This is a genomic window from Pseudomonas sp. (assembly GCF_002796985.1).
Lineage (GTDB): Bacteria > Pseudomonadota > Gammaproteobacteria > Pseudomonadales > Pseudomonadaceae > Pseudomonas.
Window position 1 is genome coordinate 1,245,085 of record NZ_PEKX01000007.1, and the last position, 15,290, is coordinate 1,260,374.

The window sequence follows — 15,290 nt, forward strand, 5'->3', positions numbered from 1 at the left end:
TGACATTGGGGAAAACCGCCTGGGAACGCGGCTTTCCGGATCGCCAGGCACAAGCGCGCCCAGGATCGCTGAATAGTATGCGGGGTATATACGGTTGGCCCCCAGGCGATTCAACTCGGGGACTATTTCAACTTGTGTCGCCTGCCCGTATTACGGGCGCCCCAGGTCGCTCTCGAAGAGTAGACGGGTCAGCCGCGCGATGCGTTCCCCGTGGCGGGTGGCCAGGGCTTCGCGCAGCTGGTTGGCCAGCGTGGCCTGATCGCGACGCACACTGGGCGGCAGTTCTTCGCCGTCGCGCACGGCCTGGGGGACGATGCGGGTCAGGCGCATGAAGGCCTTTTCGCTGAGCACCGCCTGGTCCAGCGCTTCGTAACGAATCGTTGCCTCGAAGCGCAGGTAGCCTTCATCGGCCAGCCACAGCAGCGCGCCCAGGCAACTCTGGTGGCGGGTGCTGGGCAGGCCGAACTCGTCGGGCTCTTCCCGGCCGATCAGGTCCTCGACGTAGAGGGCGATCTTGCGCGGGAAGGCCTGGTAGAGGGTCAGCAGGCCGGAAGCGGCATCCTTGTAGAAGTCGTCGATCTGCAGGTCCATTTATGCGCGGGGATTCACTGGCGATGATTTATTGGCGATAGGTTTTCAGGAAGCTACCGATGCGCCCGATGGCCTGTTCCAGGTCATCGAGACGGGGCAGGGTAACCACCCGGAAGTGATCCGGCCAGGGCCAGTTGAAGGCGGTGCCCTGAACGATGAGCAACTTCTCGGAAAGCAGCAGGTCGAGGACGAATTTCTCGTCGTTGTGGATCGGGCAGACCTTCGGGTCGATGCGCGGGAAGGCATAGAGCGCGCCCATGGGCTTCACGCAGCTGACGCCGGGAATGTCGTTGAGCAGCTCCCAGGCGCGGTTGCGCTGTTCCAGCAGGCGTCCGCCCGGCAGCACCAGGTCATTGATGCTCTGGTAGCCGCCCAGCGCGGTCTGGATCGCGTGCTGGCTTGGCACGTTGGCACACAGGCGCATGTTGGCGAGGATATCCAGGCCTTCGATGTAACTCTGTGCCTTGTGTTTCGGGCCGGAAATGGCGATCCAGCCGGAGCGGAAGCCCGCCACCCGGTAGGACTTGGACAGGCCGTTGAAGGTCAGGCAGAGCACGTCCGGCGCCAGCGACGCAGTGGAGATGTGCTGGGCCTCGTCGTAGAGGATCTTGTCGTAGATCTCGTCGGAGAAGATCACCAGGTTGTGCTGGCGCGCCAATTCGACGATGTCCAGCAGCACTTCCTTCGAGTACACCGCACCGGTGGGGTTGTTCGGGTTGATCAGCACCAGGGCCTTGGTGTTGCTGGTGATCTTCGCCTTCATGTCGGCAACGTCGGGGAACCAGCCGGCCTGCTCGTCGCACAGGTAGTGCACCGGCTTGCCGCCCGAGAGTGCGACCGAGGCGGTCCACAGCGGGTAGTCGGGCGCCGGGATCAGCACCTCGTCACCGTTGTTGAGCAGCGCCTGCAGGGCCATGACGATCAGCTCGGACACGCCGTTGCCCAGGTAGATGTCCTCGATGCCAACGCCTTCCACCTGCTTCTGCTGGTAGTACTGCATCACCGCCTTGCGCGCGCTGAACAGGCCTTTGGAGTCGCTGTAGCCCTGGGCGGTGGGCAGGTTGCGGATGACGTCCTGGAGGATTTCGTCCGGCGCCTCGAAACCGAACGGCGCCGGGTTGCCGATGTTCAGCTTGAGGATGCGGTGGCCTTCCTCTTCCAGGCGCTTGGCGTGCTTGAGCACGGGCCCGCGAATGTCATAGCAGACGTTGGCGAGCTTGTTCGATTTGGTGACCTGCATGATCTGGGATTCCGAAATAGTCCGCGGCCGGCGACTTGGCAGGCTGTAACGCGGGTGACAGACTGGCGTCAAATGATCGGTTCGGAAGTGCTTTTCCCTGGTATCGACCCTGAAAATCGACAGGAAAACAGTGGATTTCTCGAAAAAGTAGAGTTTTTAAGGCTTTTCTATCGCGAGAATGTCTCTGTGCGGCAGATTCTGAACATGACGTTAACCACGCGCATCATACGTGCGGCCCGATTCCCGGAAAAGGAGGCATCGGGCATTTTTTCCATTAATGGAGGCAGATCAATGGAAAAGCTGGAAAAGCCCCTGGATTCCTGGCGTGACGAACTCACCGACGAGCAGTTCCATGTCTGCCGTCTGGGCGGCACCGAGCGCGCCTTCACTGGCGAATACCACGATACCAAGACCCCGGGCATCTACCACTGCGTGTGCTGCGGTACCGCGCTGTTCGACTCTGACGCCAAGTACGACTCGGGCAGCGGCTGGCCGAGCTACTTCCAGCCGGTGAACGGCGAGGTGGTCAAGGAGTTGGAGGACTTCAGCCACGGCATGCATCGCATCGAAGTGCGCTGCGGCAAGTGTGAAGCGCACCTGGGCCACGTCTTCCCCGACGGCCCGCGGCCAACCGGGCTGCGCTACTGCATCAACTCGGCATCGTTGAAGCTGGTGCCGAAAGCGTGACCTCAAGGCCCGCCACAAGCGGGCCTTTTCTTTTGGGCTCTTCGTAGGAGCGAGGGGGACGCCATCGTTATTGCTCGCGAACAGCCCGGCTCAGTTATCCCCGGGAACCTTGTTCGCGAGCAAGCTCGCTCCTGCAGGATGTCCCTTGATACTGCAGTATTCATCGAGTGGTTCGTGATCAATCGAATTGTGCGCAATTGAATTGATCGCTATTCTTTGATTTCCCACTTTCCGCCGGAGCCATGTCCGATGAGCGACGCACTGCTGAATATCCCCGTGACCACGATCAAGGGCGAACAGAAGACCCTCGCCGACTTCGGCGGCAAGGCCCTGCTGGTGGTCAATACCGCCAGCCAGTGCGGCTTCACCCCGCAATACAAGGGGCTGGAAAAACTCTGGCGGCAGTACAAGGACAAGGGGCTGGTGGTACTCGGCTTCCCCTGCAACCAGTTCGGCAAGCAGGAGCCGGGCAGCGAAGGGGAGATCACCCAGTTCTGCGAGCTGAACTTCGGCGTGAGCTTCCCGCTGTTCAGGAAGATCGACGTCAACGGAGCCGAGGCCCACCCGCTCTATGTGCAACTGAAGAAGCGCGCTCCCGGCCTGCTGGGCAGCCAGGGCATCAAGTGGAACTTCACCAAGTTCCTGATCGGCCAGGACGGCCAACTGGTCAAGCGTTTCGCCCCGACCACCAAGCCCGAACAACTGTCCGCCGAGATCGAAGCGCTGCTGTGATGAAAGACGCTGTCTCCCTGCCGGCCGAACTGCAGCTGGACAACCAGCTGTGCTTCCGCCTGTACGCCGTGTCCCGCGCGGTGATCCGTGGTTACCGGCCGATGCTCGAAGTGCTCGGCCTGACCTACCCGCAGTACCTGGCCATGCTGGTGCTCTGGGAGTGGCAGGCCGAGCCACCCGAACAGCCGTCGGTAAAGGCTTTGGGCGAGCGCCTGATGCTCGACTCCGGCACCCTCACGCCGTTGCTCAAGCGCCTGGAGCAACTCGGTCTGGTGCTGCGCCGCCGTGCGCAGCATGACGAGCGTGAAGTGCATCTGGGCCTGACTGCCGAAGGGGGGGCATTGCGCGAGAAAGTGTTGCCGCTGCGTGAAGAACTGCTGTGCCGCAGCGGTATCGACCTGAGCGTCACCGATGGCTTGCGCGAGCAGCTTGATGGTTTATTGCTGCAACTGGCGAAGCTGGACGCCTGAATCAGCTGCGCGACGGCTGTCCGGCCCAGCGTTCGAGGATGGCCGCCAGTTCGTCACGGTGGAAGGGCTTGGCCAGGTAATCGTCCATGCCAGCGGCGCGACAGCGCTCGCGTTCGTCCGGTAGCGCGTTGGCAGTCAGGGCGATCACCGGCAAGCCCGGCCAACGACCGCTCTGGCGAATTTCATGGGTGGCCTGGTAGCCATCCATCACCGGCATGTTGCAGTCCATCAGCACCAGGTCGAACTCGGCACCATCGAGCTGCTTCAGGGCCTCCTCGCCGTTGATGGCGATGTCTACCTGGCAGCCTAGTTTCTGCAGCAAGCCCCGTGCGACGAGCTGGTTGACGGGGTTGTCTTCCACCAGCAGCACGCGGGCGGAGAACTGCTCCTGAGGAGTCGTACCCGGTGCTTTCGCGGAGGGCGGCGGCTGGTGCTCGAAGGCTTGCTGCAGCGCCTGGTAGAGCACGGCGCGCGACAGTGGCCGCGCCAACTGCCGCAAGGGTGCGAGACGCTGGGCAAGTTCCGGTTCGAGGAAGTTGCCGTACGCCGTCACCAGCAGCACCGGCTTGGTGACGTTCTGGCGCAGCACGACCAGGCAATCCGGGCAGTCCGAGAGCAGCACGTCCAGCTCCACGCCGGCGAGGCTCGCGTCGATGTCCAGGCGCTGGTAGTTCACACCCCATTCCGGGAGCCAGTTCTGCAGCAGCACAGCCAGCCCGCTGCTGGCGGCGCATTGCACGATCAGCTTGCCCTCGAGCTTCGCCAGCGGTTGTGCCGGCTCCAGCGCCGGCAGGGGCAGGGTGACGACGAATTCGCTGCCCAGGCCTGGCTCCGAGGTGACGCTCAGTTCGCCCTGCATTGCCTCGCAGAGCTTGCGCGTCAGCGCCAGGCCCAGCCCGGTGCCGCCGTACTGGCGGGTAATGCCGGCGTCGGCCTGGGTGAAAGGCTGGAAGATCTTCAGCAGGGCCTCGGGTGCCACGCCAATACCGGTGTCGCGCACGCTGATGCGCACGCCTTGATCCTGGGTTTCGACACCCCAGGGTTCGACACGCACGTCCACGCGGCCGAGGCGGGTGAACTTCAGGGCGTTGGACAGCAGGTTGCTGACCACCTGGCGAACCCGCGTCGGGTCGCCGCAGAGCTGCGTCGGCAACTGCGGGCTGATCAGGCAGGTGAGCTCCACGGCCGGGCCGGCGTTCTGCGACAGCAGGCTGGCGGTGTCTTCCACCAGGGTGCCGAGGTCGAAGGGAATCTGCTCCAGCTCCAATTGGCCGGCTTCGAACTTGGACAGGTCGAGCACGTCGTTGAGCAGTTCCACCAGCACCTTGCCCGAATCGTGGGCGATGGACAGCTGCTGGTGCTGTTCGGCGGTCAGCGGGCCGTCCAGCGCCAGGCCAAGCATGCCCAGCAGGCCGTTGAGCGGGGTGCGGATCTCGTGGCTCATGTTGGCCAGGAAGCTGCCGCGTGCCTGGGCCATGCCCAGGGCGGTCTGGCGCGCCTGTTCCAGTTCCTGGTTGGACAGGGTCAGGCGCGCGTTGGCCGCTTTCAGTTCGGCGGTGCGCGCGGCGACGATGCTTTCCAGTTCCTCCAGGTACTGGGTCAGTCGATCCTCTGCCTCGCGGCGCTGCTCCATTTCCACCGAGATGCGATTGAGCTGGCGATTGGTAACCTCCACCAGCACGCCGATCTCGTCGCGCTCATGGCCGCGCGGGCAGGGCAGGCGCAAGCGCGAGGGCGAGCGCGGGTCATGGCGGGAGAGGGCGTCGATCAGACTCACCAGCGGCTTGGTCAGCAGCGCATAGAAGAGCACCAGCAGGATCAGCGACAGCATCAGGCTGCGCACAAAGCCGGAGATGAATGTCATCCCGGCGCGGCGCAGAAAGTCGTTGCCGAAGACGAAGGTGTCGATCTCCAGGCGCAGTACGCCGAGGGATTCGGCCGGCGCGTGCTCGACGAACAGCGGCTCCTCATAGGAGCGCTGCTCACCGAAGAGGAAGTCGCTGAGGCCGCGCAGGTGGCTTTCCGCTGGCGGGCGCTCGGCGCTGGCCAGGGGGACGCCGGCGTTATCGATGATCTCGGCGCGGATGACTGCCGGCGAGCGCAACAGTCCTACGACCAGCTCCTGGGCCAGTTCGGCGTCGATGTTGTAGGCAATGCGCGCGGCAGGGTTGTGGCTGACGTCCAGCAGGGCGCGTACTTCGCGGTTGATGGAGGCGTCCTGGCTGGCATAATCGACGCCTACCTGGATGAGGCTCAGTAAGGTGCCCAGGATGAACGCCACCAGCACCGTCAGGCTGGCCTGCTTGAACGAGAGGCGATGTGTGAGCGCAATATCCATGGTTGTGGAGCGTCGCCTCGCAGAAGCTTTCCTGCGGCGTAGCATAGCCCATCAGAACCGTCTGTCGGGATAGCCCTCAGGCGAAGAAATTCCTCGGGCGTTCCCTGGAGAACATGGAGATTGGCGTGGATTCCCGTCTGAACGATTTTCTCGCTCGTGCCGAAGCCATGATGGCGCGTCTGGAGCCGTTACTGCCCACCGTGCGCGAAACGGTGGACTGGCACCACAGCCTGGCCGCGCGTTGGCACCGTGACGGGCGCAGCGGCTACCTGCAGCCGCTGAAGGTCAGCCTCGACCTGCGCCTGGATGACCTGCTGGGCGTCGACAAGCAGCGCGAACAGCTCGCGCGCAATACCCGCCAGTTCGTGGCTGGCCAGCCGGCCAACCATGCGTTGCTCTGGGGCGCCCGTGGCACCGGCAAATCCTCGCTGGTGCGCGCGCTGCTGGCGGAACTGGCCGGCGAAGGGCTGCGTCTGATCGAGATCGAGCGCGACCACCTGGCCGACCTGCCACGCGTGGTGGAGCAGATCCAGGGATTGCCGCAGCGCTTCGTGCTGTTCTGCGATGACCTGTCGTTCGACGCGGGCGAAGGCGAGTTCCGCGTCCTCAAGAGCGTGCTCGACGGCTCGCTGGAGCAGGCGCCGGACAATGTGTTGCTCTACGCCACTTCCAACCGCCGTCACCTGGTCTCGGAAAAACAGAGCGACAACGAGAACTGGAAGATGGTCGACGGCGAGTTGCACCCCAACGAAGCTGTCGAAGACAAGATCGCCCTGTCCGACCGATTCGGCCTGTGGCTGTCCTTCTATCCCTTCACCCAGGAGCACTTCCTCAGCGTGGTGCGCCACTGGGTCGAGGTGCTCGCGCAGAAGTCCGGGCTGGCGGCCTGGACCTGGGACGAGGCGCTGGAGAAGGAAGCCATCCGCTGGGCGCTCGGCCGCGGCAACCGTAATGGCCGCTGTGCCTATCAATTCGCCCGCTACTGGGTGGGCCGACAATTGCTGGAAGGAGAGACCCCATGATCGATCTGCAACAGGCCGGCGCTGGCCTTGGCGGCTACGCGCTGCTGGCCGCCCAGGCGGAGTCGCTGTTCGCCGACGAGCGCGATTTCATCGCCAACGCGGCGCAGTTTTCCGCGCTCCTGTTCAACGAGCTGCCGGACCTGAACTGGGCTGGCTTCTACCTGAACCGCAACGAAGAGCTGGTGCTCGGCCCGTTCCAGGGCCAGGTGGCCTGTGTGCGCATTCCCTTCAGCAAGGGCGTGTGCGGCGCTGCGGCGCGTACCCGTGAAACCCAGCGCGTCGAAGACGTGCATGCATTCCCCGGCCACATTGCCTGCGACAGCGCCTCCAACAGCGAGCTGGTCGTGCCGCTGGTGAAGGACGGCCGCCTGATCGGCGTGCTGGACCTCGACAGCCCGAAGGTCGGTCGCTTCAGCGAAGACGACCAGGCCGGTATCGAGCGTCTGGCGGACATATTCCTGCGTCTTTCCGACTGCTGATCCGCGCTCATGAAAAAGCCCCGCCTAGGCGGGGCTTTTCGTTGCTGGCGCCAGCTCAGCGCTTGGCCATGATCTTGGCGATGATCTGCAACTCGCCCTGGACGATCTCGGCCAGAGCAGGGCGGGCCAGGGTGCGTTCGAAATGCGCGGCCAGTTTCGGCCAGCGTTGCGCGTCCAGCTCTTCCTCACCGTGGCGCAGGTTGACCAACTGGCAGGCGATGGCGATGTCGGCAAGGCTGAAACGGTCATCGACGAACCATTGCTGCTCGCCCAGGCATTTCTCCAGGTAGTCGAAGTGCTCGGGGAGCTTCTCCTGCATGGCGCCCTTGACGGCCGCTTCATCGCAGACCTTGCCCATCAGCGGTTTGAGCAGACGGTTGCGGAAGACCGTGAAGGTGGTCAGTGGAGCCAGCTCGTAGTCGGCATACTTCTCCAGCCAGTTGATCCGCGCGCGGGACTCGGCGCCTGTGCCGCACAGCGGAGCGCGTTGCGGGTCGCGGTCTTCCAGGTAATGGCAGATGACGCTGGAGTCGGCGAGGGTGAAATCGCCATCGCGGATCGCCGGCACGCGGCGCAGCGGGTTGAGTTCGCGGTACCAGTCCGGCTGGTTGAACGGGTTGACGTTCTCCAACTGGTAGTCGAAGCCTTTCTCTGCCGCGAACAGACGGACTTTGCGAACGAAAGGGGACAGCGGGGCGCCGAAGACGACGAGGCTCATGCAAGGCTCCTGGGGTGAAGGTGGCCGGGGTGATGGTTCGACGGGTCAGTCGTCGTAAAGGTTCTTCTTCTTCCAGATATCGTCTTCGTCCAGCGCCTTGAGACCGTCGCCCAGCTCGCTTTGCTCATCGGCCGTGGGCTGCGAGGTCTCCAGTACCAGGGCGTTGGCGCGGGCCAACTGGGCTTCCATCTGTTTGAGCTGTGCCTGGTAGCGGCCGATTTCCGGTTGTTTCTGCAGGTACTGCGCGCCGCGCTCGAAGGCCAGGCGCGCCTGCCGCGGCTGACCCTGTTGCAGCGCGTGCTGGCCGAGGTTGCCGAAGAACTCTATATGGAGCAGGGCGAGCAGGTGGCGGATTTCCTTGACCCACTTCTGCGCTTCGACCCGCGGCAGCATGTTGTCCTGGGCGCAGCGGGTGAGCTGGGCATGCAGTGCCTCGAAGAGGAAGCGCACGTCCTTGGCCTTGGCTTCGGTGAGGATCGGCTGCGGCGCATTCCTGACCGGGATGGCTTCGCCCTTGGCGACCAGGCCGCGCAGTTCTTCCATGCGCTGCTTCAGCGTGGCGTTCTGTTTATCGACGGCCAGCAGGCGTTCGCTGAGATTCAGCTCGAAGCCACTGAGCAGCAGCTTCAGTGCCGGCGACATGAACTGGCCGGGCATGGATTCGGAGATATCGGAGCAACGCCGGCAGCGGTCGGAGAGATCGGCCTTCAGGCGCGCCTGCTCCAGCTTGCGGTTTTCCACCAGATGGTTGATGTAGCCGATGGCGACCAGCAGGGCGATACCGACGAGAACCAGGACCGTAATGACGATTGGCGACACCGTGGAGTGCTCCGGATGTTTTTCCGCGAGTGTAATGTCTTAGTGATACTGCTGATAGCGGCAGCTCAGTTTTTACTCAGAAGTCATTGATTTAAAAAATATTTCTACGAAGGGTTGACGCCTCTTCAAAGCCTCCCTAGAATGCGCGCCACTTCGACGCGAAACGCAGAACTTGCCGGAACGACGAAGTCGGAAAGATGTTAAGTTCCGGGCCGCGTCCCCTTCGTCTAGTGGCCTAGGACACCGCCCTTTCACGGCGGTAACAGGGGTTCGAGTCCCCTAGGGGACGCCATTGCGGGAATAGCTCAGTTGGTAGAGCACGACCTTGCCAAGGTCGGGGTCGCGAGTTCGAGTCTCGTTTCCCGCTCCAGATTCTCGATCATCGCCCAGGCGGTGAACGAAAGATGAAATGGCGTTACCCTTCGGCGAAAGCTGAAGGTTGCAACAAGTTGATGCGGGAATAGCTCAGTTGGTAGAGCACGACCTTGCCAAGGTCGGGGTCGCGAGTTCGAGTCTCGTTTCCCGCTCCAAAATCGAAACGCCGCCCATCAGGGCGGCGTTTTCGTTAACCCTCGGCGTAAGCTGAAGGTTACAGCAAGTTGATGCGGGAATAGCTCAGTTGGTAGAGCACGACCTTGCCAAGGTCGGGGTCGCGAGTTCGAGTCTCGTTTCCCGCTCCAGAATCGAAACGCCGCCCATCAGGGCGGCGTTTTCGTTTGTGCGCAGAAAAGTTTCCCCGCCTTCTCTCCTGGGTTGATCCAGCCCAGGCGTCCTCCGCCTAAGAAGTTTTCTACGGTCGCTGACCCGCCTTTGCTGCTCGTGTGCCTGCATTGAAGAAAATTCTGACGCAGCCCTGAGGGGAATCCCGTTTGTCGGCCTGGACAGGCCCCTGAGAATGCCAGCGCTCGATCGCCATGCGATGGAGCGGGGCCCGTTCCGGTTGCCTGTCGGCTGCTTGGACGGAATTTCCTGGAGGTCGTTCTGCTGAGGACGTTACGCCGATGTCGGAATTGCTGAGTCGCCGCGAGCCGGATCGACACGAGTCGGTGCCGGCTGTTGCAGGCAGGGCTGACAGCGTCAGCGTGCTGTCGGTTTTCGACTTCGACGGCACCCTGACCCGGCATGACAGCTTCCTGCCGTTCCTGTGGTTTGCCTTCGGCACGCTCGGCTGCTTGCGCCGTCTGCCGGCCATGGTGTTTCCGTGCCTGGCATTTCTCGTTCGCCGGCGGAGCCGCGATGAGCTCAAGGCCCGCCTGATCGCGGTTTTCCTTCGGGGCGTCGACGCGCAATGGTTGTCCGCCAGGGCAGAAGCCTATTGCCGCTTCATCTGGAGCTATCTGCTGCGCCCCGAGGGTTTGCGCGGCGTGGCGGCGGAGCTGGATTCGGGCGCCGAAGTGACGCTCTGTTCGGCTTCCCCGGCGCTGGTGTTGCGGCCCTTCGCCGAGCGTCTGGGCGTGGGGCTGATCGGTACCGAGCTGGAGGTTGTCGATGGCCGGCTCAGCGGCCGCATCGTTGGCGGCAACTGCCGCGCCGAGAACAAGGTGCTGCGCCTGCAGGCGAAGTACGGCTCCCTTGCCCGTTACCGGTTGCGTGCCTGGGGCGACACGCAGGGCGACGACGCGCTATTGCGCGCTGCCCAGGACCCGCATTGGCGGGTCTTCCATCCCCATTGGCGGCGCACCGCCGGCCCATCACGCCCGGCCGCTTGATCCGACCCATGGCCGGGTCGCACCGGCTGACATTCCTTTTTCGAGAATCGCAATCGTGGAACAGACACACATAGGTTTTCCCCCGCTGACCCTGGCGGTCTTTATCGGACTGGCCCTGGCCGCCCTGGTGCTGGACCTGCTGACGCACCGTGACAACAAGGCGATATCGCTGGCGGGTGCCGTGGGCTGGTCGATCTTCTGGGTCGCGATTTCCCTGGGCTTCGCCGGCTTTCTCTATATTGAGCATGGCGCGCAGGTGGCCAGCCTGTTCCTCACCGGCTATGCGCTGGAAAAGGTGCTGAGCGTCGACAACCTGTTCGTCTTCATCGCCATCTTCGCCTGGTTCAAGGTGCCGGACGGCCTGCGCCACCGCGTGCTGTACTGGGGCATCCTCGGCGCCATCGTGTTCCGCGCCATCTTTGTCGCCATCGGCACCGGCCTGCTGGCCTTCGGGCCCTGGGTGGAAATCGTCTTCGCCCTGATCGTTGGCTGGACTGGCGTGATGATGCTCAAGGGCGGCGGCGATGACGACGAGGAGGAAGACTACTCCCGGCACCTGGCCTACCGATTCGCCAGCAAGCTGTTCCCGGTCTGGCCGAAATTGCTGGGCGGGCGCTTCTTCGTGGCGCGCAAACAGCTCGAAGGGGAAATCCGCAAGCCTGAGAACAAGGGCATCAGCCTCGCCGCCAAGGGCGCGCTGTTCGCCACGCCGCTGTTCCTCTGCCTGGTGGTGGTGGAAGTGTCGGACGTGCTGTTCGCTTTCGATTCGGTGCCGGCGGTGATCGCTGTCAGCCGCGAGCCGCTGATTGTCTACTCGGCCATGCTGTTCGCCATCCTCGGCCTGCGCACGCTGTACTTCGTGCTCGAAGCGCTCAAGCGCTACCTGGTGCACCTGGAGAAGGCAGTGATCGTGCTGCTGTTCTTCATCGCCGCCAAGCTGGGCCTGAACGCCACCGATCACCTGTTCCATCACGGCATCAGCATTGATCCGAACACCAGCCTGATCGTCGTGCTGGTGGTGCTGGCGCTGGGTATCGGCGCCAGCGTGCTGTTCCCGGCGAAGGACGAGCCGGCCGCTGAGGTGTCCGATCGCTGATCGGCCGTGCCGTCTTTTGGAGAGCCCGCCTCGCCGCGGGCTTTTTCGTGCCTGGAACCTGGTGGGCTGCATGCCGGTGATCGGATTCTTCAGGGCTGGGAGAAACCTGATCGCTCATGGCATGAAGGTCCAGTGCAGAGCGGCCCGAGCGGGTTTCGTCAGATGCAGGGAGTCCCTTGCTGAACAAGATCTTCATGGATTTTTCACGAGTTCTTCACGGACCCTGACCCAACGCCGTGGCGGCATGGCCAATGGCCGCACGCCGGTATTTTCCTTGATCTAAGCTCCACTCAAGTCGGCCTCTCGCGCAGAGGTTTTCATGCGAAATACTCCTGAAGAAAGCCTCCGAAGCGCACTGAAGGCCTGCCGCGAGAGCTTCCTGTTCGTGGGCTTTTTCAGCCTGTTCATCAACGCGCTGATGCTGGTGCCGACCTTCTACATGCTGCAGGTGTATGGGCGGGTGATCACCAGCGGCAGCCTGACCACGCTGACCATGCTGACGCTGATCATGAGCCTGCTGGTGATCACGCTCGGCTCCCTGGAGTGGATTCGATCGCGCATCCTGGTGCGGGTCAGTACACGGCTGGATGTGCTGCTTAGCCGCCAGGTCTACAAGGCCAGTTTCAAGCGCGCGTTGCACAGTGGCGGGATGGACGCCTCGGCTCAGCCGCTCAACGACCTGACGGGCCTGCGCCAGTTCCTCGCCGGCAGCGGCCTGTTCGCTTTCTTCGATGCGCCCTGGTTGCCCATCTATATCGCGGTGATGTTCCTGTTCCATCCCTGGCTCGGTTGGGTCGCGGTGGGCAGCGCCGTGTTGCTGCTGGTACTTGCCATCATCAACGAGAAGTTGACCGCGCCGGCACTGGCCCAGGCCAACAAGGAACACATCGCCGCGACGCTGCATACCACCAAGAGCCTGCGCAACGCCGAAGTCATCGAATCCATGGGCATGCTGGAAACCCTGATGGAGCGCTGGGGCAGTCGGCAGCGTAGTGTGCTGTTGCTGCAGTCCACGGCCAGCGACAAGGGCGCGATCATCAGCACCCTTTCGCGTACCTTCCGTTTGCTGGTGCAGTCGCTGGTGCTTGGGCTGGGCGCGTACCTGGCGGTGGATCACCAGGTGGGGCCGGGCATGGTGTTCGCCGGTGCCGTGCTGCTGGGCCGCGCGCTGGCGCCGCTGGACCTGATCATCGGCAGCTGGAAGGGGTTCATCTCCGCCCGTTCGCAGTACAGCCGGCTCAACGACATTCTCGACAAGCTGCAGGCGCAACCCGAGCGCATGCCGCTGCCGGCCCCCCAGGGGAACATCCAGGTAGAGAACCTTGTGGTCGCTGCGCCGGGCTCGATGACGGCGATCATCAAGAACATCAGCTTCAGCGTGCCGGCCGGTTGCGTGGTCGGCATCATCGGGCCCAGCGCGGCGGGGAAGTCCACCCTGGTGCGGGCGCTGATGGGTGTCTGGCCGCCGCTGCACGGAGTCGTCCGCCTGGATGGCGCGGACATCAGTACCTGGAACAAGCACGATCTCGGCCCGCACATCGGCTACCTGCCCCAGGACATCGAGCTGTTCGAGGGCACCGTCGCCGAGAACATTGCCCGCTTCGCCGAGGTGGATTCGGAGAAGGTTATCCAGGCCGCGAAAGTCGCCGGCGTCCACGAGATGATCCTGTTGCTGCCCGATGGCTACGACACCGTCATCGGCAGCGAGGGGCTGATGCTCTCCGGCGGGCAGCGTCAGCGCATCGGGCTAGCCCGCGCGTTGTACGGCAGCCCGCGGTTGATCGTGCTCGACGAACCCAACTCCAACCTCGACGACGTCGGCGATCGGGCCCTGGCGGCGGCTATCCACCAGCTCAAGCAGACCGGTGCGACCGTGTTCGTCATCACCCACCGCACCAACCTCGTCGCGCAGCTCGACCGGTTGATGCTGATGAACGACGGCACCATCACACTCTATGGCTCCCGCGACCAGGTGCTGGCCGAGCTCACCGCCAAACAGCAGCAACAGGTGCAGCAACGCTCGATGCCGGCGGGCGCCAGCATCTCCCCGGTGGATACCCACAAGGGTGACGTCGATGTCCAGTCATCCAATTGAGCGTTTCACCGACCTGCCGGTATCGGACCTCAAGGTCCGTCGCCTGGGGCTGGCCATCGTCGTGCTGACCTTCGGCCTGTTCGGCACCTGGGCGGCATTCGCGCCCCTCGATGGCGCGGTGTACGCACCCGGTGTGGTGACCGTGCAGGCGTACCGCAAGACGGTGCAGCACCCCGAGGGAGGCATCGTCAAGGAAGTGCTGGTGCATGACGGCGATATCGTCAAACGCGACGCCCCGTTGATCGTGCTCGACGATGCGCAGCTGCGCTTCGAATACGAGATGACCCGCAGCCAGATGATCGCGGCCGAGGCCATGGAGGCGCGGCTCAAGGCCGAGCGCGATGCCCAGACGACGATCGATTTCGCGGCAATCGGCGATCTGGCCAGCCCGCGCGGCGTGGAAGCGCGGCAGAGCGAAGCCCAGGTGTTCAACGCTCGCCAGGGTTCACGTCAGGGGCAGATTTCCGTGCTGCGCGAACGCATCGGCCAGCTGAATCAGCAGATCGGTGGGCTGGAGGCGATGATCGGCGCCAAGGGCCAATTGGCGAACTCCTACAGTGGCGAGATCGGCGAGTTGTCCGACCTGCTCAAGCAGGGCTACGTCGACAAGCAGCGCCTGCTCGAGCAGCAGCGCAAGCTGGGGATGATCCGCGCGGAAATGGCCGATCACCGCTCCACCATCAACCGTACGCGGTTGCAGATCAACGAAACGCAGCTACAGATCCTGCAGATCGACAAGGACTTCAATGCCGAGGTCGCCAAGCAACTGGCCGAGGTGCAGACGCGTCTCTACGACCTGCAGGAAAAGACCTCGTCCTTGGAAGATCGGCTTGGCCGCATCGTCATTCGCTCGCCCGATGCCGGCATGGTGATCGGCATGACGGTGCACACCGTCGGGGGTGTCGTGCGCCCGGCGACGCCGTTGCTGGACATCGTGCCCTCGGTGTCCGAGCTGGTCATCGAGGCGCAGGTGCCGCCGGTGGACATCGACCGTGTGGCCATCGGCAAGCGCGCGGATATTCGCTTCGGCGCCTTCAACAGCGCCACTACTCCGGTGATCGAGGGCGAGGTCATCAATGTCTCGGCGGACCGCCTGGTCAGTGAAAAGTCCGGCGCCGCCTATTACCTCACACGTGTCCGGGTCACCGAAAAAGGGGCCCGTACGCTGGGCGAACGCAAGTTGCTGCCGGGCATGCCGGCGGACGTGCTGATCATCACCGGGCAACGCACCTTGTTGCAGTACCTCATGCAGCCGGCGCGCAACGCCCTGGCCCAATCGATGATCGAGGAATGA

14 protein-coding genes and 4 tRNA genes are annotated in these 15,290 nt (G+C 63.5%); 13 read left to right on the forward strand and 5 right to left on the reverse strand.

Annotated elements, in window-relative coordinates; all coding sequences use genetic code 11:
* Positions 1–150 precede the first annotated feature (150 nt).
* A complete protein-coding gene (locus CTR55_RS11590; protein WP_296286224.1) occupies positions 151–591 on the reverse strand; it encodes a hypothetical protein in 441 nt (146 codons plus the stop codon).
* A gap of 28 nt (positions 592–619) precedes the next feature.
* Positions 620–1,831, reverse strand: a complete 1,212-nt coding sequence (locus CTR55_RS11595) for a pyridoxal phosphate-dependent aminotransferase (protein ID WP_236170798.1) — start codon at positions 1,829–1,831, stop codon at positions 620–622.
* Positions 1,832–2,122: 291 nt separating this feature from the next.
* Between CTR55_RS11595 and msrB the strand changes: the two genes are divergently transcribed.
* The 3 genes from msrB (at position 2,123) to CTR55_RS11610 (ending at position 3,720) form a co-directional block, all read left to right on the forward strand.
* Positions 2,123–2,518: a peptide-methionine (R)-S-oxide reductase MsrB gene (gene msrB, locus CTR55_RS11600; RefSeq protein ID WP_296286226.1), complete on the forward strand. Its 396-nt coding sequence runs from the start codon at positions 2,123–2,125 to the stop codon at positions 2,516–2,518.
* 249 nt (positions 2,519–2,767) lie between these two features.
* Positions 2,768–3,250 carry a glutathione peroxidase gene (locus CTR55_RS11605; RefSeq protein WP_296286227.1) on the forward strand — a complete coding sequence of 161 codons (483 nt, stop codon included), beginning with the start codon at positions 2,768–2,770 and terminating at the stop codon, positions 3,248–3,250.
* On the forward strand, positions 3,250–3,720 hold the full coding sequence (locus CTR55_RS11610; protein WP_296286229.1) for a MarR family transcriptional regulator: 471 nt from the start codon (positions 3,250–3,252) through the stop codon (positions 3,718–3,720). The genes CTR55_RS11605 and CTR55_RS11610 overlap by 1 nt, the downstream gene beginning before the upstream one ends.
* A 1-nt stretch (position 3,721) precedes the next feature.
* Here CTR55_RS11610 and CTR55_RS11615 read toward each other — a convergent pair whose 3' ends face one another.
* The gene (locus CTR55_RS11615; protein ID WP_296286231.1) at positions 3,722–6,058 is read right to left on the reverse strand and encodes an ATP-binding protein; all 2,337 of its coding nucleotides are present in this window, start codon (positions 6,056–6,058) and stop codon (positions 3,722–3,724) included.
* A 125-nt stretch (positions 6,059–6,183) separates the two neighbouring features.
* On the opposite strand from CTR55_RS11615, the gene CTR55_RS11620 reads away from it, so the two are divergent.
* Both CTR55_RS11620 and CTR55_RS11625 read left to right on the forward strand, forming a co-directional pair.
* The gene (locus CTR55_RS11620) at positions 6,184–7,080 is read left to right on the forward strand and encodes an ATP-binding protein (protein WP_296286232.1); all 897 of its coding nucleotides are present in this window, start codon (positions 6,184–6,186) and stop codon (positions 7,078–7,080) included.
* On the forward strand, positions 7,077–7,559 hold the full coding sequence (locus CTR55_RS11625) for a GAF domain-containing protein (RefSeq protein WP_296286233.1): 483 nt from the start codon (positions 7,077–7,079) through the stop codon (positions 7,557–7,559). Before CTR55_RS11620 ends, CTR55_RS11625 begins: the two co-directional genes overlap by 4 nt.
* A 55-nt stretch (positions 7,560–7,614) precedes the next feature.
* On the opposite strand, the gene CTR55_RS11630 is transcribed toward CTR55_RS11625, so the two are convergent.
* Both CTR55_RS11630 and CTR55_RS11635 read right to left on the reverse strand, forming a co-directional pair.
* Entirely contained in the window at positions 7,615–8,277 is a 663-nt protein-coding gene (locus CTR55_RS11630; RefSeq protein WP_296286234.1) for a glutathione S-transferase family protein, read from the reverse strand.
* A gap of 45 nt (positions 8,278–8,322) precedes the next feature.
* Positions 8,323–9,096: a hypothetical protein gene (locus CTR55_RS11635; protein ID WP_296286236.1), complete on the reverse strand. Its 774-nt coding sequence runs from the start codon at positions 9,094–9,096 to the stop codon at positions 8,323–8,325.
* Between the two features lie 216 nt (positions 9,097–9,312).
* Here CTR55_RS11635 and CTR55_RS11640 point away from each other — a divergent pair.
* From CTR55_RS11640 to CTR55_RS11675, 8 genes are all read left to right on the forward strand, one after another.
* Positions 9,313–9,388: transfer RNA gene (locus CTR55_RS11640), tRNA-Glu, on the forward strand.
* A gap of 2 nt (positions 9,389–9,390) precedes the next feature.
* A tRNA-Gly gene (locus tag CTR55_RS11645) sits at positions 9,391–9,466 on the forward strand.
* 84 nt (positions 9,467–9,550) lie between these two features.
* Positions 9,551–9,626 (forward strand) — tRNA-Gly (locus CTR55_RS11650).
* 74 nt (positions 9,627–9,700) lie between these two features.
* Positions 9,701–9,776, forward strand: a tRNA-Gly gene (locus CTR55_RS11655).
* 321 nt (positions 9,777–10,097) lie between these two features.
* Positions 10,098–10,805: an HAD-IB family phosphatase gene (locus CTR55_RS11660; protein ID WP_296286238.1), complete on the forward strand. Its 708-nt coding sequence runs from the start codon at positions 10,098–10,100 to the stop codon at positions 10,803–10,805.
* A 55-nt stretch (positions 10,806–10,860) separates the two neighbouring features.
* Entirely contained in the window at positions 10,861–11,901 is a 1,041-nt protein-coding gene (locus CTR55_RS11665) for a TerC/Alx family metal homeostasis membrane protein (protein ID WP_296286240.1), read from the forward strand.
* Positions 11,902–12,220: 319 nt separating this feature from the next.
* Complete coding sequence (locus tag CTR55_RS11670; RefSeq protein WP_296286241.1) at positions 12,221–13,996, forward strand: type I secretion system permease/ATPase; 1,776 nt, start codon at positions 12,221–12,223, stop codon at positions 13,994–13,996.
* Positions 13,977–15,290, forward strand: a complete 1,314-nt coding sequence (locus CTR55_RS11675; protein ID WP_296286242.1) for an HlyD family type I secretion periplasmic adaptor subunit — start codon at positions 13,977–13,979, stop codon at positions 15,288–15,290. Before CTR55_RS11670 ends, CTR55_RS11675 begins: the two co-directional genes overlap by 20 nt.